Here is a 21,664-nt window from a genome sequence, read left to right on the forward strand (position 1 = left end):
AGAACGTGAGACGTCAAATGGCTCACGTTCTGTTTCTTTTTAATTTCTTACGATTTTTCTCCCTCCAAATATTTGTATAAACGCCATCAATAAACCAAACTGAATTCACTCATCAAGCCTATGATTATTCGGGCTCTGACCGCATTGCTTGCGTGAGTTACCGTTTGGTTTTAACAGATCGTTTCTTTTGGTTTTATAACAAAGCATGGAGAGTTATTTATGAAGCTATTCAAAACCTTGTCCGCATTCTGTATGGCAGCCGTCGTGGTTATGGCCGTTGCCGCCTGTGCGCCAACAAAAAAATCAGAAGGAACCGGCGGTTATATCGATGACACCGTCGTGACCACCAAAGTAAAATCAGCCCTGCTGGCGGATAAAACCATCGCATCACGCGAAATCAGCGTCGAAACCTTTAAAGGTCGCGTACAGCTGAGCGGCTTTGTAACGTCAACGGCGGATGCTAACCGTGCGGTTGAAGTGACACGCGGCGTGGCCGGTGTTCGCTCCATTGAAAACGACATGCGCCTTAAGTAAGGGCTGTCGGTTGAAGAAATGCGAAGAGGCGCCGGAGCGCCTCTTTTTTTATGCCTGTCCCAACAATCAGAAACGATAGCCGACGCCAAACATAAAGACCCATGGGTCGATCCGGGTGTTGATGTTTTGCTGCTCGCCACCGGCTTTGAATTTCACTTCAGTATCGATATCCATCCACCACACCGACATGTTAATCAGCCAGTTGTCATCGAGGTTGTAATCAAGACCGGCCTGCGTCGCCACGCCCCAGGAATCTTTCACACTCAGATCAGACAACCCGGCATCGCGGCCCGTCTGGTTGAAATTGGTATCGTAAAATGTGGTGTAGTTAATACCAACGCCAAGGTACGGACGCAGCTTGTCTTGCTTATCCCCAAAGTAGTACTGCGCCATTAATGACGGTGGCAGCTGTTTCACTTCGGCGATGGTCCCGGTGCTTTTAAGACCGACTTTGTGCTGGAAAGGCGTGGCCGCCAGCAGTTCCATCCCGATGTTATCGGTGAACATGTAGCCGAGGGTCATTCCCATCTGCGTATTGTTATTAATATCAAACGAACCCAGCCCCAGAACGTTGTCAGACCCTTCGGTTGGCCGGACAGTGGCGGTCCCTACACGAAAAATCACATCCCCTGCCTGATGTGCGCTCGCGACTGCCGGAAATGCCGCTGCCGCGACCAATGCCCAATATGCTGCTTTCATTGTCCCTTCCCTTTGTATGGATTATTGATTTACCGCGCGAATGATACCTACTCTTTGGTATGGTTTGATCATTGCGGGATCACATCTTTAAAACAAATTTAGGGAAAATGCATCTTTCTCAATCCGATCTAAATCTATAAAAACAAAGGAATTGATCTACATCAAAAACGAGGGGATTTGTTTATTTCTCAAATGCCGCGAATATCTGTTGCTTAAAAAAACGCCGCTGCGTACTTTGCTTATTCCTTGTGGTTTTGGTTTGGTGCCGTTAAGGAGTCGGTCACTTCCCAAGATGAGCGAAACGAACAACCCTTGCATGACCTGTGGCGCATGCTGTGCGTATTTCCGGGTATCTTTTTATTGGGCTGAATCTCAGGTTGCAGGTGGAGACGTTCCGCAGGCGCTGACAGAGCAAGTCACTCCCTTTTTAAGCTGTATGCAAGGCACCAACAGCAAATCGCCGCGCTGTATCGCCCTTGAAGGAGAAGTCGGCCAGTCCGTTTCCTGTTCCATTTACCTCAACCGCCCTTCGCCCTGTCGCGAATTCGATCAGTCCGGTCTGAACGGTGTCGGCAATTCTGCCTGCGACCGCGCCCGTGCGCATTACGGGTTGCCTGCGCTGGAGATGAAATTACCGGTTCCAAATTTCAGTTAACTCGAACGCGCTCAGGCAGCGATTCGTCACGCAAACTGACAGGAAGTCAGCGCAAACCTATCGGCGATCCCCATTTAAAGGTTACAATCGCCGTCTTATTGATTTTTGCTTTTTGCCAAGGAGCGTTCATGCCTATCACGGCCAGTACGTTGTACCGTGACAGTTTCAATTTTATGCGTAATCAGTTAGGTAGCATTTTGCTGCTGGCTGTCATGACCGCATTAATTACCGTCATCTTGAACCAGATTTTTATGCCGGGCAGCGATCAGCTGAGCCTGCTCAGCGCCGGTAGCGACGATTTACTGAGTAATACCGGCATGAGCATTCAGGAGCTGGTACAGAGCATGTCCCCGGAGCAGCAGAAAGTGCTACTTCAGGTGTCTGCGGCGGCGACGTTCTCTGCGCTGATCGGCAATGTACTGCTGGTGGGCGGGATGCTGGTTCTGCTGCAACAGGTTTCAGGCGGGATGCGCACCAGCGCTCTTCGTGCACTCGGCGCAGCCGCACCTGTCATGCCGCGTTTGTTCGGCCTGATGCTTCTGTGCACCCTGCTGGTTCAGCTCGGTCTGACGCTGTTCGTCGTACCGGGCATCGTGCTGGCGGTAGCGACATGTCTGTCGCCGGTATTGTGCGTGAATGAAAAGCTCGGCGTTTTCAAATCCGTCAAAGTCAGTAGCAAGCTGGCCTTCGCTAATCTGCGTCTCATTGTTCCGGCTATCATGTTCTGGCTGGCGGCGAAAATGGTGCTGTTGCTGGTGGTAAGCCGTCTGTCGATGATGTCCCCGGATGTCGCCGCGGTGATCCTCAGCGCGCTGAGCAACCTGGTTTCCGCGTTATTACTGATTTATCTGTTCCGTCTTTACACAAAATTACGCGTGTAATATTGATATGTTTTTTTAAAGGGCGCTCAGGCGCCCTTTTCTTTTGTCCGCGAAATGATTCCGGTATAGTCATCCCATACATAAAACATGGAATGAAGTATGAAGCAGCTCCTCGATTTTCTTCCCCTGATTGTCTTTTTTGTGGTGTATAAGCTTTACGACATTTTTGTCGCATCGGGCGCATTGATTGCCGCCACCGCACTGGCCCTGATTATCACCTGGGTGATGTACCGCAAAATTGAAAAAATGACGCTGATCACCTTCGCGATGGTGGCCGTTTTTGGCACCCTGACGCTGGTTTTCCATAATGACGAGTTCATTAAATGGAAAGTCACCGTGATTTACGTTCTGTTCTCTGGTGCATTGCTGATTAGCCAGCTGGTACTGAAAAAACCGCTGATCCAGCGCATGCTGGGTAAAGAGCTGACGCTGCCGGATCACGTGTGGAATAAACTAAACGTTAGCTGGGCAATCTTTTTCCTGGTATGCGGACTGGCAAATATTTATGTCGCGTTCTGGTTACCGCAAAATATCTGGGTTAACTTTAAAGTCTTCGGCCTGACCGCGCTGACGCTGGTATTTACCCTGCTGAGCGGCGTATATATTTACCGGCATATGCCGGATGAAGAAAAAAAATAAGCGATCTCCTGCACGGGCCTTTCTCTGAAAGGCCTTAATTTTTGAAGTCATTGAACTTTGTGAAGCAACTCTCTATGAACGAAAAACATAGCTTACCGAATGGTGAAATGGTGCTGCGCACGCTGGCAATGCCTGCGGACACCAATGCGAATGGCGATATCTTCGGCGGATGGCTGATGTCGCAGATGGATATGGGCGGCGCTATCCAGGCGAAGGAGATCGCCAAAGGTCGCGTTGTCACGGTTCGCGTGGACGGCATGACGTTCCTTAAACCGGTCGCCGTCGGTGACGTGGTGTGCTGCTACGCACGTTGCATCCGTACCGGCAACAGCTCCATCACCATCAATGTGGAAGTCTGGGTCAAGAAAGTCTCTTCCGAGCCTATAGGGCAGCGTTACAGAGCCACTGAAGCGGTCTTCACGTATGTCGCCGTGGATGAAGCAGGCAAATCGCGCCAGCTTCCCGATGGACGCAGTAATTTCAGCGTCGATTCAGAAGGTGTATCGCAGGATTAATTGTGCGATGTGATGCATGAAAACGAAAAAGGTCGCCTGAAGAGGGCGACCTTTTTTATTGCAGACACTGCGGGGATTATTCGACGGAAGAACCGCCTTCCACTTTGAACACCAGATTGACCACCAGATTACTGGCCGCTTTGGGTTCGTAGCGCCACTTACGCATTGCCTGTTTCACTTCACGTTCAAACATGTTGCGCGGCTCTGCCGAGAGAATACGCACGTTTTCTACGCGACCGTCGCTGTCCACGTCAAACTGCACGCGGACGCGGCCATCAATGCGCAGCGCTAAGGCGCGCGCCGGATAGAACGGTTTGCCGCGCTCAAGCGGACGCGGGCCGCTGGTGCTTTGCGTGTTGCTCGACGCTGGCGGCTGGCTGGCCGGTTTCGTCACCGGCTGATTACTGGTCACCGGAGCGGTCTGCACCGTTTGCGTCGGTTTTTCTACCGGACGCTCAACGGGTTTCACCTTCGGCTTCACCACCGGCTTTTTGACCGGCTTCGGTTTAGGTTTCGGAGGTTCCGGGATAACCACGGCTTCCGGTGGCGGTGGCGGCTCAGGTACCACTTCCGGTTCTGGCTCAGGTTCCGGTGGTGTCGGTTCCGCCTGAGGTGGTGGCGGAGGCGGCGCAAAGTCAGCAGGATTGACCATCGTCACGCTCATGACCTTCTGTTCCTGCACTGGCAATTTAAGTGCGTCACTGACCGTGACGTACAGCACGGCGGCAATAACTACAGCATGTAAGCCGACGGAAAGCGCCACCGGCAAAGAAACCTTGCGAATAAACCTAAACTTTTTTAGCGGCATAATGATTCTTTTTCCCCGTGAAGCCGCAAGTTTAAATGTAAATAGCAATCATATTCAACACCGAGATGACAACTATTCTCAAATAACCTCTGACTTGATCCCGCGCAAAGCACTTTCTTCGGGCTTCAGGTTTAGCTATGGTAATTCTGCACATCAGTCTGCCCGCGCCAAATCGCGAAAGATTGCTCATTAAAATCACAAGAAAGGTGGCTCATGCTTTACGTTATTTATTCTGAAGATGTATCCGACTCACTGGAAAAACGTGCGGCTGCCCGCCCTGCGCATATCGAAAGGCTTCAAAAATTGCAGGCTTTGGGCCGGGTGTTAATCGGCGGGCCGACGCCGGCAATCGACAGTGAAGATCCCGGTGCGGCGGGCATGACCGGTTCACTGTTGGTGGTAGAGTTTGAAACGCTGGAAGCCGCGAAAGCCTGGGCTGATGCTGACCCGTATGTTGAGGCTGGCGTGTATAAAGCCGTCACCGTGAAACCCTTTAAACGCGTATTCTGAGACAGAACTGCGTCACGACCTGAACCGTCGTGGCGCAATAACCCCAAAGCCGTCACAATGCTTTCATGGCTTTTGTGGTAGGATGTTTACCCCTGCCCATGAGGTAAGCATTATGTCATTCTTCGACGGACTGAAGTTTCTAACCAGTAAAACCACGAAGGTTACCTGTCCGGAATGCGGTTATGTTGCTGAACAGATCAGCACCAAAGTTCGCAAAAACTCCACGTTGGTCTGTAAGAAATGTGGTGCACTTTTCCAGCCTAAATCCCGCTAATCATGAACCCCATTCGTAGTTCACGGCATACAATGACAGGCGTTGATGTTGTTGGTGGTGGATTTGACGAATACGGTAGATGTGACGATAGCGTCTCGACTGACCTTCCAGCCAGCGGCTTCTCCGGCGCTGAGTCTGGCGTAACATACGCCAGCGACCGACTTCATTTTTACTGCGTTTCATACACCTGTGTCCCGTGGTGGCCGTCACTGTTCAATAATGAAAGAATAAGAACGGAAGAATTTAGCCGGGACATTATAGGCCGATGACGTTGTGATCCAAGTCTTGTTTCTCACCTTGTCCCCCGTAATCAGCTAACCTTGATATCAGCACCCTGAGGATTTTTATCAATCTTTAACAGAATCAGAGGTAGCTGATTGATTGGTGGGAAAAAGTTGGTTAAAAGAATTCCCCGAACACGTACACTTACGCCAATGGCTTGCGAACAGGATTTTTCGCCTTTATGACAACATTCTATACGGTAATCAGCGGATTTCTGGTTTTTGGTTACTGGTTACTGATAGCCGGCGTCACTCTGCGCATTTTGATGAAACGCCGTGCCGTGCCTTCGGCCATGGCGTGGCTGCTGATCATCTATATCATTCCCCTGGTCGGCATCATCGCCTATCTGTCGTTTGGTGAACTTCATCTGGGCAAACGTCGCGCCGAACGTGCAAAAGCGATGTGGCCTTCTACAGCGCGCTGGCTCAACGATCTGAAAGATTGCCAGCGGATTTTTGCCACCGAAACCAGTGAAATCGCCGCCTCTTTATTCCAGCTCTGCGAACGCCGTCAGGGCATCGCGGGGGTAAAAGGCAACCAGCTTCAGCTGCTGACTACCAGCGACGATGTGCTTAAAGCGATGATGCGTGACATTGAACTCGCGCGCAGCAACATTGAGATGGTGTTTTATATCTGGCAGCCCGGCGGTCTGGTTGATCAGGTTGCCGAATCGCTGATGGCGGCTTCCCGACGTGGTATCCATTGCCGTCTGATGCTCGACTCAGCGGGCAGCGTCACGTTCTTTCGCAGCCCGTATCCGGCGATGATGCGCAATGCCGGTATCGAAGTGGTAGAAGCGTTGCAGGTCAATTTGTTCCGTGTATTCCTGCGCCGGATGGATCTGCGTCAGCACCGTAAAGTCGTATTAATCGACAACTATGTCGCTTATACCGGCAGCATGAACATGGTCGATCCGCGCTTCTTTAAACAGGATGCGGGGGTTGGTCAGTGGGTTGATCTGATGGCGCGCATGGAAGGCCCGGTTGCGACCACCATGGGTATCGTTTATTCCTGCGACTGGGAAATCGAAACCGGTAAACGCATTCTGCCACCGGAACCTGATACCAATCAAATGCCGTTCGAACAGGAAAGCGGCCATACGATTCAGGTTATCGCGTCAGGGCCGGGTTTCCCGGAAGACATGATCCATCAGGCTTTGCTAACCGCCACGTATTCTGCACGCGAACAGCTGGTCATGACCACGCCTTATCTGGTGCCGAGCGACGATTTGCTTCATGCGATTTGTACCGCCGCACAGCGCGGTGTGGATGTCAGCATTATTTTGCCCCTTAAAAATGACTCTATGATGGTCGGCTGGGCCAGCCGCGCGTTCTTCAACGAGCTGCTGGAAGCCGGTGTCAAAATTTACCAGTTCGAAGACGGCCTGCTGCACACCAAAAGTATTCTGGTGGATGGACAACTGAGCCTGGTCGGGACGGTGAATCTGGATATGCGCAGCCTGTGGCTCAATTTTGAAATCACACTGGTGATCGACGATGCCGGATTCGGTGCCGATCTCGGTCGCGTTCAGGACGACTACATCGCACGTTCGCACCTGCTGGATGTCGAGGCCTGGCTGAAACGTCCTTTCTGGCATCGCCTGGTGGAACGTTTGTTCTACTTTTTCAGCCCGCTGCTGTAAAAGCCGCGTTGAGCGTGGTGTAATACGCGCAGTACCGGCTATGACAAAGCCTGAATACACTCATTTGTAAACGAGAATGCTATGGACCTGAATAATCGCCTGACCGAAGACGAAACCCTTGAGCAAGCCTACGATATCTTTCTGGAACTGGCCGGGGATAACCTGGATCCGGCGGATATCCTGATCTTCAATCTGCAATTTGAAGAACGCGGCGGCGCCGAGCTTTATGATCCGGCAGAAGACTGGGTAGAACATGTGGATTTCGATTTGAACCCTGACTTCTTCGCGGAAGTGGTGATTGGTCTGGCGGATGCGGAAGACATGCCGATCAATGATATTTTTGCCCGCGTGCTGTTGTGCCGTGAAAAAGATCACAAGCTCTGCCATATCCTCTGGAAAGAGTAACCTGAACACAGCACGAAAAAAAACCTGCCAGCGGCAGGTTTTTTTATGTTTCATGACAGGCAAAAATGACTCAGAGCGGATCGACTTTCAGGCAGGAAACCGCATGGCGGAAACTGCCTTCGAGCAGCGGACGGGTGATCGCACATTCTGGTCCGGCAATCGGACAACGTGTACGGAACACGCAGCCGGAAGGCGGATTGATTGGCGAAGGTAACTCCCCTTCCAGCAACTGAATCACTTTATTGCGCTCTTTGTCCGGGTCCGGCACCGGCACCGCAGACATCAGCGCGCGGGTGTACGGATGCTGAGGATTGTTATACACCTCGTCATACGTCCCCAGCTCGACTGCATGACCGAGATACATCACCAGAACACGGTCGGAGATGTGTTTTACCACTGCCAGATCGTGCGCGATGAAGATCAGTGACAAGCCCATTTCGCGCTGCAACTGTTGCAGCAGGTTCACCACCTGCGCCTGAATCGACACATCCAGTGCGGACACTGGTTCGTCACAGATAATCAGCTTAGGCTCAAGGATCAGCGCACGCGCGATACCAATACGCTGGCACTGACCGCCCGAGAATTCGTGCGGGTAACGGTTGATCAGGTTAGGCAACAGCCCGACCTTCAGCATCATCGCCTTCACTTTCTCTTTCACCTCTAAACGAGGCATATTCGGATTATAGGTTTTCAGCGGTTCGGCGATGATTTCGCCGATAGTCATACGCGGATTCAGGGACGCCAGCGGATCCTGGAAAATCATCTGAATATCACTGCGGGTTTTACGCCACTCGTTATCAGACATGTTCAGCAGGTCTTTACCCAGCCACGCCACGCGACCGTCAGTGGCTTTCACCAGACCGATCAGTGCACGGGCGAACGTCGACTTACCACAGCCGGATTCCCCGACCACGCCCAGCGTTTCACCTTCGTAAAGACGCAATGTGACGCCGTCCACGGCTTTCAGCGTTTTAGATGGCTGCCAGAACCACTGCTTACCGTCTTTAATGTCGAAATGGACTTTGAGATCGGCCACTTCCAACAGGACTTTTTTCTCCGGCGCGTGAGTGTTCATCGCGGAGCTGTCCATGATTGTATTGTCAGTCATACAAGTTCCTCCAGCGGCTTATAGCAGGCACGCAAACGACCATCACCGAAACGCTCAAGCGGTGGCGCTGTGGCGCAAATGTCCATTGAGTGCGGACAACGCGGCTGGAACGGACAGCCTTTTGGCAGACGCAACAGGTTTGGCGGATTGCCCGGAATGGTCATCATCGCGCCGCCTTCTGCATCAAGACGCGGAACAGCGTTCAGCAGACCGATAGAGTACGGATGGCACGGTTCGTAGAACACGTCGCGGGCGCGGCCATATTCCATAGTACGGCCTGCGTACATCACCAGCACTTTGTCACAGATTCCGGCAACAACGCCCAGATCGTGCGTGATCATGATGATCGCCGTGTTGAACTCAGCTTTCAGTTCATTCAGCAGCGTCATGATCTGTGCCTGAACGGTTACATCCAGCGCAGTGGTGGGTTCGTCGGCGATCAACAGTTTCGGACGACACAGCAGTGCCATCGCGATCATCACACGCTGGCGCATACCACCGGAGAATTCGTGGGGAAACATTTTCATACGTTTGCGGGCTTCAGGCATTTTTACCGCATCCAGCATACGTACAGATTCTTCAAAGGCTTCACGTTTGCTGAGGTGTTTATGCAGCATCAGCACTTCCATCAGCTGCTCACCGACACGCATGTACGGGTTCAGCGAGGTCATCGGATCCTGGAAAATCATCGAAATCTGCTCAGCGCGCAGCTTGTTCAGCTCCTTTTGCGGCAGATTGAGGATTTCGCGCCCGTTGAATTTCGCTGAGCCGCCGATGCGGCCATTGCTCGCCAGCAGGCCCATCAATGCAAACGCAGTCTGGGATTTACCGGAGCCGGATTCGCCGACGATCCCTAAGGTTTCGCCAGCGCGAAGGTCGAAGTTCAAATCATTGACCGCAGTCACATCACCGTCAGGCGTCTCGAAAGTGACGCGCAGGTCTTTCACGTCCAGCAGCATCTCGCCTTTGAGGGCAGAAACCGGTGCCGCGTTGGCTTGAATTTGTTCAATGGTGCTCATGGTTGCACTCCTTAACGATCTTTCGGGTCGAGGGCATCACGCAGGCCATCGCCGATAAAATTGAAACAGAACAGAGTTACAACCAGGAAGCCTGCCGGGAACAGCAGTAACCAAGGTGAAACTTCCATCGAGTTGGCGCCGTCACTTAACAACGCGCCCCAGCTGCTCAGCGGCTCCTGCGTACCCAAACCTAAGAAGCTCAGGAAGGATTCGAACAGGATCATGCTTGGCACCAGCAGTGACGCATACACCACTACGACACCTAAAACGTTGGGAACAATGTGACGCAACACGATATTGCGCGTACTCACACCGCTGACCAACGCTGCTTCGATGAATTCTTTGCGTTTCAGGCTCAGGGTCTGACCACGCACGATACGCGCCATATCCAGCCACGACACCATGCCTATCGCCACGAAAATCAACAGGATGTTCTGTCCGAAGAAGGTCACCAGCAGGATAACGAAGAACATGAACGGGAAAGAGTTGAGGATTTCCAGCAAACGCATCATAGCCGAGTCGATCTTACCGCCCAGATAGCCGGACAACGATCCGTACAGCGTACCGAGGATGACCGCCACCAGCGCAGCTGCCACGCCTACCATCAGCGAGATACGCCCGCCGATCGCCACACGTACCAGCAAATCACGGCCTGATGAGTCAGTCCCGAAGAAGTGGTGTGAAGCCATATCAGGCGCGGCCGACATCATATTCCAGTCGGTATCATCGTAGGCAAACTGCGATAAAAGCGGAGCGAAAGCCACGAACAGGGCAATAAAGGCCAGAACGATCAGGCTGGTGACTGCCGCGCGGTTATGCATAAAGCGACGACGCGCGTCCTGCCACAAACTGCGGCCTTCAACTTCCAGTTTCTCGGTGAAGTTCTCGACAACGTCGCTGTTTTTTTTACTTAACATCATTGACGTACTCCGGCATTAATAACGGATTTTCGGGTCGATGACGGCGTACAGCACGTCAACGATCGCATTGAACAAAATGGTCAATGCGCCCACTAAAATAGTCAGGCTCAGTACCAGCGAGTAGTCACGGTTTAAAGCGCCGTTAACAAACAGCTGGCCGATGCCCGGCAATCCGAAAATGCTCTCGACAACCATCGAACCGGTGATAATCCCCACAAACGCAGGCCCCATGTAAGACAGGACCGGCAACAGTGCAGGCTTGAGTGCATGGCGCAAAATAATGCGGTGCAACGGTAAGCCTTTAGCGCGTGCTGTGCGGATAAAGTTGGAGTGCAGGATTTCGATCATTGAACCACGGGTGATACGCGCAATGCTGGCGATATAAGCCAGTGAAAGCGCGACCATCGGCAAGATCATATATTTGGCACCACCGCCGTTCCAGCCGCCGCCCGGCAACCATTTCAGGGTAATGGCAAATATCAGCACCAGTAACGGTGCGACGACGAAACTCGGGATAACTACCCCGGTCATCGCCACTCCCATCACGGTGTAATCCCACTTGGTGTTTTGATTCAGCGCGGCAATAACCCCCGCCGTCACACCAAAAACAATCGCCATGATAAATGCCGCCAGGCCTAATTTCGCCGAAACCGGGAAAGAAGCCGCGACCAGATCATTAACGGTGTAATCCTTATATTTGAACGACGGGCCGAAATCGCCTTTGGCCAGCTGTTCTAAATAATTGAAATATTGCTTATAGATTGGGTCATTGAGGTGGTATTTCGCCTCAATGTTCGCCATCACTTCTGGTGGAAGATTACGCTCACCCGTAAAAGGGCTGCCCGGTGCGAGACGCATCATAAAAAACGAAATGGTGATCAGAATGAATAGCGTCGGAATCGCTTCCAGACAGCGGCGTAAAATAAACTTTAACATTGCCCGTACCTGTTTCTAAGCCTGTCACTACAGCTTGATAGTTTTTGGCTTGGTCACGATAACCCGCGTGTGTGGGTCATCGTAGTGGCTCTTTGCTATGACGCTGAATGCCAGCGCCATAAGCATTACCTTCATCAAATAAAAACAGGGCAGCTCGGGGATGCCCTGTTTCTTCACGGTTTAGTGTTTGATGATGTACAGATCTTTCACGTAGACGTTGTCCTGTGGATCTTTACCGGTGTAACCGCCAACGTATGGTTTCACCAGACGCGCGTTCACGTAGTAATAAACAGGTACAATCACAGAATCTTTATCCAGCTGAGTTTCAGCTTTCTGATACAGACCCGCACGTTCGTCGTCAGTTTTCGCCGTCAGAGTGTCCGCGATCGCTTTATCAAACGCAGCGCTCTTATAGTGAGAGGTGTTGTTGCTGCTGTCAGACAGCATGGTGTTCAGGAAGGAAGAAGGTTCGTTGTAGTCAGAGCACCAGCCGGCGCGCGCCACATCGAAGTTGCCCTGATGACGGCTGTCCAGGAAGGTTTTCCATTCCTGGTTGACCAGTTTCACATCCACGCCCAGGTTTTTCTTCCAGATAGCGGCTGCGGCAATCGCCAGTTTCTTATGCAGATCAGACGTGTTGTACAGCAGTTCGAAGGTCAGTGGTTTAGCTGGTGTGTAACCCGCTTCAGCCAGCAGTTTTTTCGCTTCGGTGTTGCGCTGATCCTGCGTTTCTTTGAACCAGGCCGGAGGCGTCAGTTTCGCGCCGTCGGTGTAAGGAGGGGTGTAGCTGTACGCCGGCAGATCGCCCTGCGCTTTCACTTTGTTCACGATGATGTCGCGATCCAGACCCAGTTTCAGCGCTTCACGTACGCGTGAATCAGTGAACGGTGCTTTCTGGTTGTTGATTTCGTAGTAGTAAGTACACAGGTACGGGTCAACGTGAACTTCGGTAGGGATTTCTTTTTTCAGTTTCTGGAACAGTTCGATCGGCATGTTGTTATATGTCATGTCGATTTCGCCGCTGCGGTAGCGGTTAACGTCTGTAACTTCAGAAGAAATTGGCAGGTAAGTGACCTGATTGATAACAGTTTTGGCGTTGTCCCAGTAAGTCGGGCTACGCTCCAGCACGATACGTTCGTTGACGGTCCATGCTTTCAGTTTGTATGCGCCGTTGCTGACGTAGTTTTCTGGCTGAGTCCATTTGTCGCCAAATTTCTCAACAACGCTTTTATTCACCGGCTTCATCGCGGTGTGGGACAGCATTTTAACAAAATACGGGACCGGTTCGGTCAGAGTCACTTGCAGGGTATGGTCATCAATCGCCTTCACACCCAGGGTATCAGGGCTTTTCTTACCGCTGATGATGTCATCGATGTTTTCGATGTGGCCGTATTGCAGGTAGCTTTCATACGGAGAGGCTGTTTTTGGATCAGCCAGGCGCTGCCAGCTGAACACGAAATCTTGAGCAGTCACAGGGTCGCCGTTGGACCATTTTGCTTCCGGACGCAGGTGGAAAGTCCAGACTTTGAAATCTTTGTTTTCCCAGCTGGTGGCGACGCCAGGAATGACGCTGCCGTTTTGGCTGTCGGTATTAACCAGGCCTTCCAGTAAATCACGGATAACGTTTGATTCCGGAACACCTTCAACTTTATGCGGGTCGAGGGACTGTACTTCAGAACCGTTATTACGCACCAATTCTTGCTTGTCTGACAGCGTTACGCCAGCAGGCACGTTAGCCGCGAAGGCAGTATTGATGGATATGGCGCCAACCGCAGCCATGATGCAGGCAGCCAGCAGATTTTTTTTTGTGATGTTGGTCATTGTCATTCAACTCCAGTTTTTATTATGAACTTGCGGACTCTGCCGCAAGATAAACCCTTTCCGGGTTAACGGATTTCACAAGCAGGAACGAATTGCTCTGAAACTCCCCCATTTCGTCACCATCCAAAGATGGTGTCCCCTCTTACTGCGTGAAGCCGTTGAAACGTCAGGCTGTTAAGCGCCATGCGGTTTCAGAGATCGTTAAGGATGATCCCCTCCATTTGACTCGCCCCGCCCACCGCCGGTATTGACTCCGGGGATAAACCAGGCCGTCGCATACTGATATTCCTATTCCCACTCAATAAAACTTTTTTGCTTTCAACCGTAATGCCAAAAGCCTCCCGGCATCATCAAACGGCGGGAATCAATTAAGAAGAAGAACTGAAGATTTGTTTTTCATAACGGGAAGATTCAACACAAGGCTATGTAATGCCAGCAACGCAAAGACCGTCTTCCTGAAAAGAGAAAGCGACTGAGGATAATTTTGCGTTACGTATTGCGACACTTCGCTCTCCAAAAACAAATGAAATTGCTTCAATCTTTCTGTGCCTTGCAAGATTCGTTCTCACTTAGAGCATGACTCTAAACAATTTTCCATTTGTGAAGACGGTTTGAAAATTATCAGAAGCCTGATACCGGCGCCAATTAATTTTGCAAATTTGTTACGTAATTCTCTTTTATACGTTGCAGAGCTTTTGGGGCCCGGTAAGAACAATACTAAAAAAGTGTATGTAACCCACTGATTTTTATTAACATCCAGCAAGTTCTTCGATTCGAAAACACATTGCAGTTTGCTCAATAACCCGGCTGACACAATCAGTTAACAATCTGCGCATTTCAAGGATAATGCCCTGTTAACTGCTGAGTTAACACTAATAACATCTCGATACGGCCTGCACAAGCCTTACAGAATGATGTGGATAAATTAACGGCAAAACGGGCAGGAAAGGAGAGGATTAAGCAAAAAAATAGCTAAGTTTATTATAAGAAATGAAGACTTGGAGGGAAATGAAGTATGAGACGGGAGTTTACGCTACATTTGGGTGCAAACGCTCTTATTTACACCATTAGCTGCACTATATTAATGCATTGCATTATAAGAGGAAGTAATAATTATCGCGGAAACACATCAGCGTTTACGCGATAATTTGTCTGCTTATTGATTAGAGCAGGCCGGGGAAAATAGCCTTTATCCCAGTGACAATAAACTCAATCCCCAGAGACATGAGCAACAAACCCATAATTCGGGTAATGACGTTGATGCCGGTTTGCCCCAACAGACGTACCAGCAAAGGTGCGGCACGGAACAAAAGCCAACAACAGAACGCGAAAAACATGATTGCCAGCGTCAGGCCGAGCAGGTTCTGCCAGCCGTTGTAGCGAGAGCTCCAGACGATTGTCGAGCTGATCGCCCCCGGCCCTGCCATCAGAGGTAAGGCTAAAGGAACAACACCGACGTTTTCACGGATCGCCGTTTCCGACTTCTCTTGTTTGTTCTGCTTATCTTCACCGAGCTTGCCGCTTATCATCGACATCGCAATCGTCACCACCAGGATGCCGCCGGCAATTCGGAATGAATCAATTGAGATCCCGAACAGATGAAGAATGGCATCGCCGAGAAATAACGCCGTCGACAATATAATGGCAACCGACAGGTTAGCCGTCATATTGGTTTTATTACGGCCAGCCGCAGCCTGATAACTGGTCATGCTAATGAAAACAGGCAGGATCCCGACAGGGTTCACCAATGCAAACAGCCCGACGAAAAATTTGATATAGCCTGAAAAATCTAATAAAGATTGGCTCACGCAGAACTCCGCACAAAATGCCAGTAGATGAAGGTCTTGATGGGGCGCTAATGTACTGGAATTGCAATGAAGGCGCCACGTCGTTCCATGGTATTTATCACTAGAATTCTAATTAAAAGCAGTGAATGACACTTTTGTTAAAAAAGTGTAATGTCACTGCCTCAAATGGCTGCTAATTTGTAGGCGATTTGAGATTTTTTGATAATTATTCTCAACAAAAGCCAGCTGAAAGGTGTCAGCATCGGTGTTTAGTGATCCAGATCAAATTCCTCCTGCCTACAAATAGGTAAGCTTTGCGCATAGTCACTCACCGGTACTTGCGAACAAACTTTGTTATAAACGTTCACAGGTGGCACGAAATGACTTTTATCTACTACAGGTGCTACACGACTGAAAGCTCTTTGAGCAAATAAAGAGACAGAGGCAACACCTTGAGAATAATAGTATTAATTACTTTCTCACGGTGCGAGATAGCAAGGCTATACTCATCTCTGGCAGGTTATTTACTAAAAGAGTTTAACTTTATCAGGAGAGCATTATGGCTGTAACAAATGTCGCTGAACTGAACGCACTCGTTGCCCGTGTCAAAAAGGCACAGCGTGAATATGCCAACTTCAGTCAAGAACAAGTAGATAAGATTTTCGCTGCTGCCGCCCTGGCTGCTGCCGATGCCCGAATTCTGCTGGCAAAACTTGCTGTTGAAGAATCCGGTATGGGTATTGTTGAAGACAAAGTGATCAAAAACCACTTCGCCTCTGAATATATTTACAACGCCTATAAAGATGAAAAAACCTGTGGCATCCTCGGTCAGGATGATACCTTCGGTACCATCACAATCGCGGAACCAATCGGCATCATCTGCGGTATCGTACCCACCACTAACCCAACGTCCACTGCGATTTTCAAAGCGCTGATTAGCCTGAAAACCCGTAACGGCATCATCTTCTCCCCACACCCACGTGCTAAAAATGCGACGAACAAAGCTGCAGATATCGTTCTGCAAGCGGCTATCGCTGCGGGTGCGCCGAAAGACATCATTGGCTGGATTGACGAACCAAGTGTTGAACTGTCTAACCAGTTGATGCATCACCCAGACATTAACCTGATCCTGGCGACCGGTGGTCCTGGTATGGTTAAAGCAGCCTACAGCTCTGGTAAACCAGCTATCGGCGTGGGTGCAGGTAACACTCCTGTTGTTGTTGATGAAACTGCTGATATCAAACGTGTTGTTGCTTCGGTTCTGATGTCAAAAACCTTCGATAACGGCGTAATCTGTGCGTCAGAACAGTCCATCATTGTGGTTGATTCTGTCTACAACGCAGTACGCGAACGTTTCTCTTCCCACGGCGGTTACATGCTGCAGGGTAAAGAGTTGAAGGCGGTTTCCGACATCATCCTTAAAAACGGTGGCCTGAACGCAGCTATCGTGGGTCAGCCAGCAGCGAAAATCGCTGAAATGGCCGGCATTAAAGTTCCTGCTCATACTAAAGTGTTAATCGGCGAAGTCAGCGTTGTTGACGAATCTGAACCGTTTGCACATGAAAAACTGTCCCCTACCCTCGCGATGTACCGTGCAAAAGATTTTGAAGATGCGGTAGCAAAAGCAGAGAAACTGGTAGAAATGGGCGGTATCGGCCATACCTCTTGTCTGTATACAGACCAGGATAACCAACCAGAACGTGTTAATTATTTTGGCAACAAAATGAAGACTGCACGTATTCTGATCAACACCCCTGCTTCACAGGGTGGTATCGGTGACCTGTATAACTTCAAACTTGCCCCTTCTCTGACGCTGGGTTGCGGTTCATGGGGTGGTAACTCCATCTCTGAAAACGTCGGTCCTAAACACTTGATCAACAAGAAAACTGTAGCGAAGCGAGCAGAAAACATGTTGTGGCATAAACTTCCAAAATCTATCTACTTCCGTCGTGGCTCACTGCCAATCGCACTGGAAGAAGTGGCGACTGACGGAGCAAAACGCGCCTTCATCGTGACTGACCGTTACCTGTTCAACAACGGCTACGCAGACCAGATCACCAGCGTTCTGAAAGGCCACGGTATTGAAACTGAAGTATTCTTCGAAGTAGAAGCGGATCCAACGCTGAGCATTGTGCGTAAAGGTGCTGAGCAGATGAACTCCTTCAAACCAGATGTGATCATCGCACTGGGTGGTGGTTCACCGATGGATGCTGCGAAAATCATGTGGGTGCTGTACGAACATCCAAACACTCAGTTCGAAGATTTGGCGCTGCGCTTTATGGATATCCGTAAACGTATCTACAAATTCCCGAAAATGGGCGTGAAAGCGAAAATGATCGCCGTCACCACCACTTCCGGTACAGGTTCTGAAGTGACTCCGTTTGCAGTGGTGACCGATGATGCAACAGGTCAAAAATATCCACTGGCTGACTATGCTCTGACTCCGGATATGGCTATCGTCGATGCCAACCTGGTCATGAACATGCCGAAATCACTCTGTGCGTTCGGTGGTCTGGATGCGGTAACTCACGCACTGGAAGCTTACGTTTCAGTTCTGGCGAATGAATACTCTGATGGTCAGGCGCTTCAGGCTCTGAAATTGCTGAAAGAAAACCTGCCAGCCAGCTACCACGAAGGGTCTAAAAACCCGGTGGCTCGCGAACGTGTTCACAATGCGGCAACTATCGCGGGTATCGCGTTTGCCAACGCCTTCCTGGGTGTCTGTCACTCCATGGCCCACAAACTGGGTTCAGAGTTCCACATTCCTCACGGTCTGGCCAATGCCATGCTGATTTCCAACGTTATCCGTTACAATGCTAACGATAACCCAACTAAACAAACTGCTTTCAGTCAGTATGACCGCCCACAGGCGCGTCGTCGCTACGCAGAAATCGCGGACCATTTAGGTCTGGGTGCTCCTGGTGACCGTACTGCTCAGAAAATCCAGAAACTGTTGAACTGGTTGGACGAAATCAAAGCGGATCTGGGTATCCCAACTTCTATCCGTGAAGCAGGCGTTCAGGAAGCAGACTTCCTGGCTAAAGTAGACAAACTGTCTGAAGATGCGTTTGATGACCAGTGTACCGGTGCTAACCCACGTTACCCACTGATTGCTGAGCTGAAACAAATTCTGATGGATACCTTCTACGGCCGCGAATATAACGAAGACGTTGCTGATGAAGTTGCAGTTGCAGTTGCTGCACCAGCACCAAAAGCTGATAAGAAAACCAGCAAAAAATAACGTGCTGAGTTTCCTGTAAGCAAAAAACCCGCCAATTGGCGGGTTTTTTTATTTGCGTCTCACAAAACGTGGAGGGCTCTTACGCTAAAATCTGAGGGTGTCGCATGCGCGGATGGCGCGTTTCCTAACCTTGACGTGGCTTACTGAGGTTTTATTGCGTCGTTATCATCGATAGCAGCCATCGCTTCTTTGTAATGCTTACGACAAACCGACACATAGCTCTCGTCTCCGCCTATTACGACCTGTGCGCCATCGTGCAGCGCGTGCCCTTTCTCATCCAACCTGAGGTTACGATTGGCTTTACGACCGCAGTGACAGATGGTTTTCAACTCCACCAATTTATCCGCCCACGCCAGAAGGTATTCACTGCCCTCAAAAAGCTCACCACGGAAGTCCGTACGCAATCCATAACACAGGACAGGCACATCAAGGTCATCTACGACGTCTGTGAGCTGCGACACCTGCGCCTTCGTCAGGAACTGACACTCATCAATCAGAACGCAGTTAAGGCGCTGTGGGCCGCTCTCCTGAGCAATAAGAGTAAACAGGTCAGTCTCATTATTATAAAGCTCTGCAGGCGACGACAGCCCGATACGTGAGCTGACTTTCCCGACACCAAACCGGTGATCCAACTCAGCGGTTAACACCAGCGTGCGCATGCCACGTTCTTGATAATTATATGAAGACTGCAACAGAGACGTAGACTTACCGGCATTCATAGCCGAATAATAAAAATAAAGCTGAGCCATGAAGCGGCGACCCCGTAACGTATTGGAAGGCGGAATTTTTCGGCTGAGATTGTACCACAAACCCTCTCACTGATAACAACGCGTTACGGATATCCATATGATCCCGGAATAACCATTCCGGACATTTTGAAAATCACAGAAACTTACAATCAGAAATTATAATCCTGTGTGAGAGTAAGAGTTATGGTTACGGCTTATTACCTTACGTGGCGGGCAGTTATATGTAATTTTAGGGATGATATTGGTTTGTCTATACATTAAAGAACCGATCAGCGGAGTCCTAAAAAGGCAGCAATGATGCGGCTTATTGTGGCGTTAATGCCCTGCCTGGCCATATCCTTACAATTGATCCTAAGGTTAAAGGTTTAATTGCCCGGACGCGCATACGGTTATACTGCACAGAGTTCAACATGAGAATACACCTGCGGAATGTATTGGAAATAGGGTTATAACCGCCCGGTAAATAGCGGCGCCAGACTCAACTATATTTTAACAGCGTCATCAATATTTGCTTTAAATGCGTAAATTAGAGTCAGTAATACAAATTGTCTATTGCAGAACAGGGAAGAGCAATCTATTATTACACAAACGCCCCCCACCATATAATTGAGACTAGTATAATGAGCGAAGCATTAAAGATTCTGAACAACATCCGTACTCTGCGTGCGCAAGCAAGAGAATGCACTCTGGAAACTCTGGAAGAGATGCTGGAAAAATTAGAAGTTGTTGTTAACGAACGTCGCGAAGAAGATTCTCAGGCGGCTGCTGAAATTGAAGAACGCACCCGTAAACTGCAACAATACCGTGAAATGCTGATTGCTGACGGTATTGATCCTAACGAATTGCTGCAAACGATGGCTGCTACCAAATCTGCTGGTAAAGCTAAACGTGCTGCACGCCCTGCTAAATACAAATACATCGACGAAAACGGCGAAAACAAAACCTGGACCGGCCAGGGTCGTACTCCGGCTGTGATCAAAAAAGCAATCGAAGAGCAAGGCAAATCACTGGACGATTTCCTGCTGTAATTGCCCTTATTGACACAAGTATGAGTCATGATAAAACCCATCCATCGCGATGGGTTTTTTGTTTTGGTATTTCAATTGAACTTGACCGTCTGCGTCGATAAATGAAAATTTCATTTATGGATAAACGACTATAAGATTTAACTGAATAATCAGAAACAAAAAAGGCTGCCTGAGCAGCCTTTGTTCACCACGCCAGTTTATACATGGTAGAAATCGCGATACCAGTCCACGAAGTTTTGTACGCCCTGCTCCACTGTCGTTTCAGGCTTAAAGTTGATGGCCTCATAAAGCGGCTGTGTATCAGCACTGGTTTCATGCACGTCACCAGGCTGCATAGGCAGCAGGTTCTTGCTGGCCTCAGTCCCCAGCGCCTTCTCAAGCGCACTGATGTAGGCCGTCAGTTTCACCGGGCTGTTATTACCAATATTATAAACACTGTAAGGTGCAGAGCTGCTGGCAGGTGAACCATTCTCCACCGTCCAGTCCGGCTGCGCCTGCGGAATAACATCCTGTAAACGTACAATGGCTTCCGCAATATCATCAATATAGGTAAAGTCGCGACGCATTTCCCCACGGTTATAAACATCAATACTCTGGCCCGCGATAATGGCTTTTGTAAATTTAAACAATGCCATATCAGGACGCCCCCACGGACCGTAGACGGTAAAGAAACGCAATCCGGTGGTAGGGAGGCTATAAAGATGTGAATAAGTGTGAGCCATTAATTCATTGGCTTTTTTGGTCGCGGCATACAGTGAAACAGGATGATCAACAGAATCATCCGTCGAGAAAGGTTGTTTCTTGTTCAGGCCATAAACCGAACTGGAAGAAGCATAAAGCAAGTGGCCAACTTTATTATGACGACACCCTTCCAGAACATTAACGAATCCTATGAGATTAGAATCTGCATATGCCAAAGGATTTTCGATGGAATACCGGACACCGGCTTGCGCAGCCAAATGAATAACACGGTCAAAACGCTGCTCCGCAAACAATGCGGCCATACCCTCGCGATCGGCTAAATCCAGCTTAATGAACGAAAATCCGTCTTTATTTTCGAGCTGCGACAGACGCGCAAGTTTCAGATTGACGTCGTAATAATCATTCAGATTATCAATCCCGACAACGGTATGACCTGCCGCCAGCAAACGTTGGGATACGTAAAAACCAATAAAACCCGCAGCGCCGGTAACCAGATATTTCATGAATAC

At 49.8% G+C, this 21,664-nt stretch carries 22 protein-coding genes; 11 read left to right on the plus strand and 11 right to left on the minus strand.

Annotated features, from left to right (window positions below; translation table 11 throughout):
* Window positions 1-219 precede the first annotated feature (219 nt).
* Window positions 220-534: a BON domain-containing protein gene (locus I2123_RS14605; protein WP_056780743.1), complete on the plus strand. Its 315-nt coding sequence runs from the start codon at window positions 220-222 to the stop codon at window positions 532-534.
* A gap of 66 nt (window positions 535-600) precedes the next feature.
* Here I2123_RS14605 and ompW read toward each other — a convergent pair whose 3' ends face one another.
* A complete protein-coding gene (gene ompW, locus I2123_RS14610) occupies window positions 601-1,233 on the minus strand; it encodes an outer membrane protein OmpW (protein ID WP_112165663.1) in 633 nt (210 codons plus the stop codon).
* A 292-nt stretch (window positions 1,234-1,525) separates the two neighbouring features.
* Here ompW and I2123_RS14615 point away from each other — a divergent pair, with 292 nt between their 5' ends.
* The 4 genes from I2123_RS14615 to yciA all read left to right on the plus strand — a co-directional run bounded on the left by I2123_RS14615 (window position 1,526) and on the right by yciA (window position 3,923).
* Window positions 1,526-1,888, plus strand: a complete 363-nt coding sequence (locus tag I2123_RS14615; protein ID WP_213050838.1) for a YkgJ family cysteine cluster protein — start codon at window positions 1,526-1,528, stop codon at window positions 1,886-1,888.
* Window positions 1,889-2,016: 128 nt separating this feature from the next.
* Window positions 2,017-2,769: a YciC family protein gene (locus I2123_RS14620; protein ID WP_112165659.1), complete on the plus strand. Its 753-nt coding sequence runs from the start codon at window positions 2,017-2,019 to the stop codon at window positions 2,767-2,769.
* A gap of 99 nt (window positions 2,770-2,868) precedes the next feature.
* The gene (locus tag I2123_RS14625) at window positions 2,869-3,408 is read left to right on the plus strand and encodes a septation protein A (protein WP_112165657.1); all 540 of its coding nucleotides are present in this window, start codon (window positions 2,869-2,871) and stop codon (window positions 3,406-3,408) included.
* 74 nt (window positions 3,409-3,482) lie between these two features.
* Window positions 3,483-3,923 (plus strand): acyl-CoA thioester hydrolase YciA, encoded by a 441-nt coding sequence (yciA, locus tag I2123_RS14630; RefSeq protein ID WP_112165655.1) that lies wholly within the window; start codon window positions 3,483-3,485, stop codon window positions 3,921-3,923.
* Between the two features lie 76 nt (window positions 3,924-3,999).
* On the opposite strand, the gene I2123_RS14635 is transcribed toward yciA, so the two are convergent.
* Entirely contained in the window at window positions 4,000-4,731 is a 732-nt protein-coding gene (locus I2123_RS14635; RefSeq protein ID WP_112165653.1) for an energy transducer TonB, read from the minus strand.
* Window positions 4,732-4,944: 213 nt separating this feature from the next.
* Between I2123_RS14635 and I2123_RS14640 the strand changes: the two genes are divergently transcribed.
* A complete protein-coding gene (locus I2123_RS14640; protein WP_213050839.1) occupies window positions 4,945-5,241 on the plus strand; it encodes a YciI family protein in 297 nt (98 codons plus the stop codon).
* A 112-nt stretch (window positions 5,242-5,353) separates the two neighbouring features.
* Window positions 5,354-5,515, plus strand: a complete 162-nt coding sequence (locus tag I2123_RS25505; RefSeq protein WP_217204059.1) for a YnfU family zinc-binding protein — start codon at window positions 5,354-5,356, stop codon at window positions 5,513-5,515.
* Here I2123_RS25505 and I2123_RS14645 read toward each other — a convergent pair whose 3' ends face one another.
* A complete protein-coding gene (locus tag I2123_RS14645; RefSeq protein ID WP_056780770.1) occupies window positions 5,516-5,698 on the minus strand; it encodes a YciY family protein in 183 nt (60 codons plus the stop codon).
* Window positions 5,699-5,978: 280 nt separating this feature from the next.
* Between I2123_RS14645 and cls the strand changes: the two genes are divergently transcribed.
* Window positions 5,979-7,439, plus strand: coding sequence for a cardiolipin synthase (cls, locus tag I2123_RS14650; protein WP_112165648.1), 1,461 nt, complete (start codon window positions 5,979-5,981; stop codon window positions 7,437-7,439).
* Window positions 7,440-7,520: 81 nt separating this feature from the next.
* The gene (locus I2123_RS14655) at window positions 7,521-7,844 is read left to right on the plus strand and encodes an HI1450 family dsDNA-mimic protein (protein ID WP_112165646.1); all 324 of its coding nucleotides are present in this window, start codon (window positions 7,521-7,523) and stop codon (window positions 7,842-7,844) included.
* A 70-nt stretch (window positions 7,845-7,914) separates the two neighbouring features.
* Here the strand turns inward: I2123_RS14655 and oppF are convergent, their stop codons facing one another.
* The 6 genes from oppF to I2123_RS14685 form a co-directional block, all read right to left on the minus strand.
* Window positions 7,915-8,919 carry a murein tripeptide/oligopeptide ABC transporter ATP binding protein OppF gene (gene oppF, locus I2123_RS14660; RefSeq protein WP_056781023.1) on the minus strand — a complete coding sequence of 335 codons (1,005 nt, stop codon included), beginning with the start codon at window positions 8,917-8,919 and terminating at the stop codon, window positions 7,915-7,917.
* A gap of 29 nt (window positions 8,920-8,948) precedes the next feature.
* Entirely contained in the window at window positions 8,949-9,911 is a 963-nt protein-coding gene (oppD, locus tag I2123_RS14665) for an ABC transporter ATP-binding protein (protein ID WP_244207746.1), read from the minus strand.
* Window positions 9,912-9,982: 71 nt separating this feature from the next.
* Entirely contained in the window at window positions 9,983-10,891 is a 909-nt protein-coding gene (oppC, locus tag I2123_RS14670) for an oligopeptide ABC transporter permease OppC (protein ID WP_112165642.1), read from the minus strand.
* Between the two features lie 15 nt (window positions 10,892-10,906).
* A complete protein-coding gene (oppB, locus tag I2123_RS14675) occupies window positions 10,907-11,827 on the minus strand; it encodes an oligopeptide ABC transporter permease OppB (protein WP_112165640.1) in 921 nt (306 codons plus the stop codon).
* Between the two features lie 180 nt (window positions 11,828-12,007).
* Window positions 12,008-13,648 (minus strand): oligopeptide ABC transporter substrate-binding protein OppA, encoded by a 1,641-nt coding sequence (oppA, locus tag I2123_RS14680; RefSeq protein WP_112165639.1) that lies wholly within the window; start codon window positions 13,646-13,648, stop codon window positions 12,008-12,010.
* A gap of 1,163 nt (window positions 13,649-14,811) precedes the next feature.
* The gene (locus tag I2123_RS14685) at window positions 14,812-15,456 is read right to left on the minus strand and encodes a YchE family NAAT transporter (protein ID WP_112165637.1); all 645 of its coding nucleotides are present in this window, start codon (window positions 15,454-15,456) and stop codon (window positions 14,812-14,814) included.
* Between the two features lie 538 nt (window positions 15,457-15,994).
* On the opposite strand from I2123_RS14685, the gene adhE reads away from it, so the two are divergent.
* Window positions 15,995-18,676: a bifunctional acetaldehyde-CoA/alcohol dehydrogenase gene (adhE, locus tag I2123_RS14690; protein ID WP_213050840.1), complete on the plus strand. Its 2,682-nt coding sequence runs from the start codon at window positions 15,995-15,997 to the stop codon at window positions 18,674-18,676.
* Window positions 18,677-18,816: 140 nt separating this feature from the next.
* Here adhE and I2123_RS14695 read toward each other — a convergent pair whose 3' ends face one another.
* Window positions 18,817-19,425 carry a thymidine kinase gene (locus I2123_RS14695; RefSeq protein ID WP_213050841.1) on the minus strand — a complete coding sequence of 203 codons (609 nt, stop codon included), beginning with the start codon at window positions 19,423-19,425 and terminating at the stop codon, window positions 18,817-18,819.
* A gap of 620 nt (window positions 19,426-20,045) precedes the next feature.
* On the opposite strand from I2123_RS14695, the gene hns reads away from it, so the two are divergent.
* Entirely contained in the window at window positions 20,046-20,453 is a 408-nt protein-coding gene (gene hns, locus I2123_RS14700) for a histone-like nucleoid-structuring protein H-NS (RefSeq protein ID WP_056780802.1), read from the plus strand.
* A gap of 197 nt (window positions 20,454-20,650) precedes the next feature.
* On the opposite strand, the gene I2123_RS14705 is transcribed toward hns, so the two are convergent.
* Window positions 20,651-21,658 carry an NAD-dependent epimerase gene (locus tag I2123_RS14705; RefSeq protein WP_213050842.1) on the minus strand — a complete coding sequence of 336 codons (1,008 nt, stop codon included), beginning with the start codon at window positions 21,656-21,658 and terminating at the stop codon, window positions 20,651-20,653.
* Between the last annotated feature and the right edge of the window lie 6 nt (window positions 21,659-21,664).

Origin of the sequence: Rahnella inusitata (assembly GCF_018288855.1) — a bacterium.
GTDB lineage: Bacteria > Pseudomonadota > Gammaproteobacteria > Enterobacterales > Enterobacteriaceae > Rahnella > Rahnella inusitata.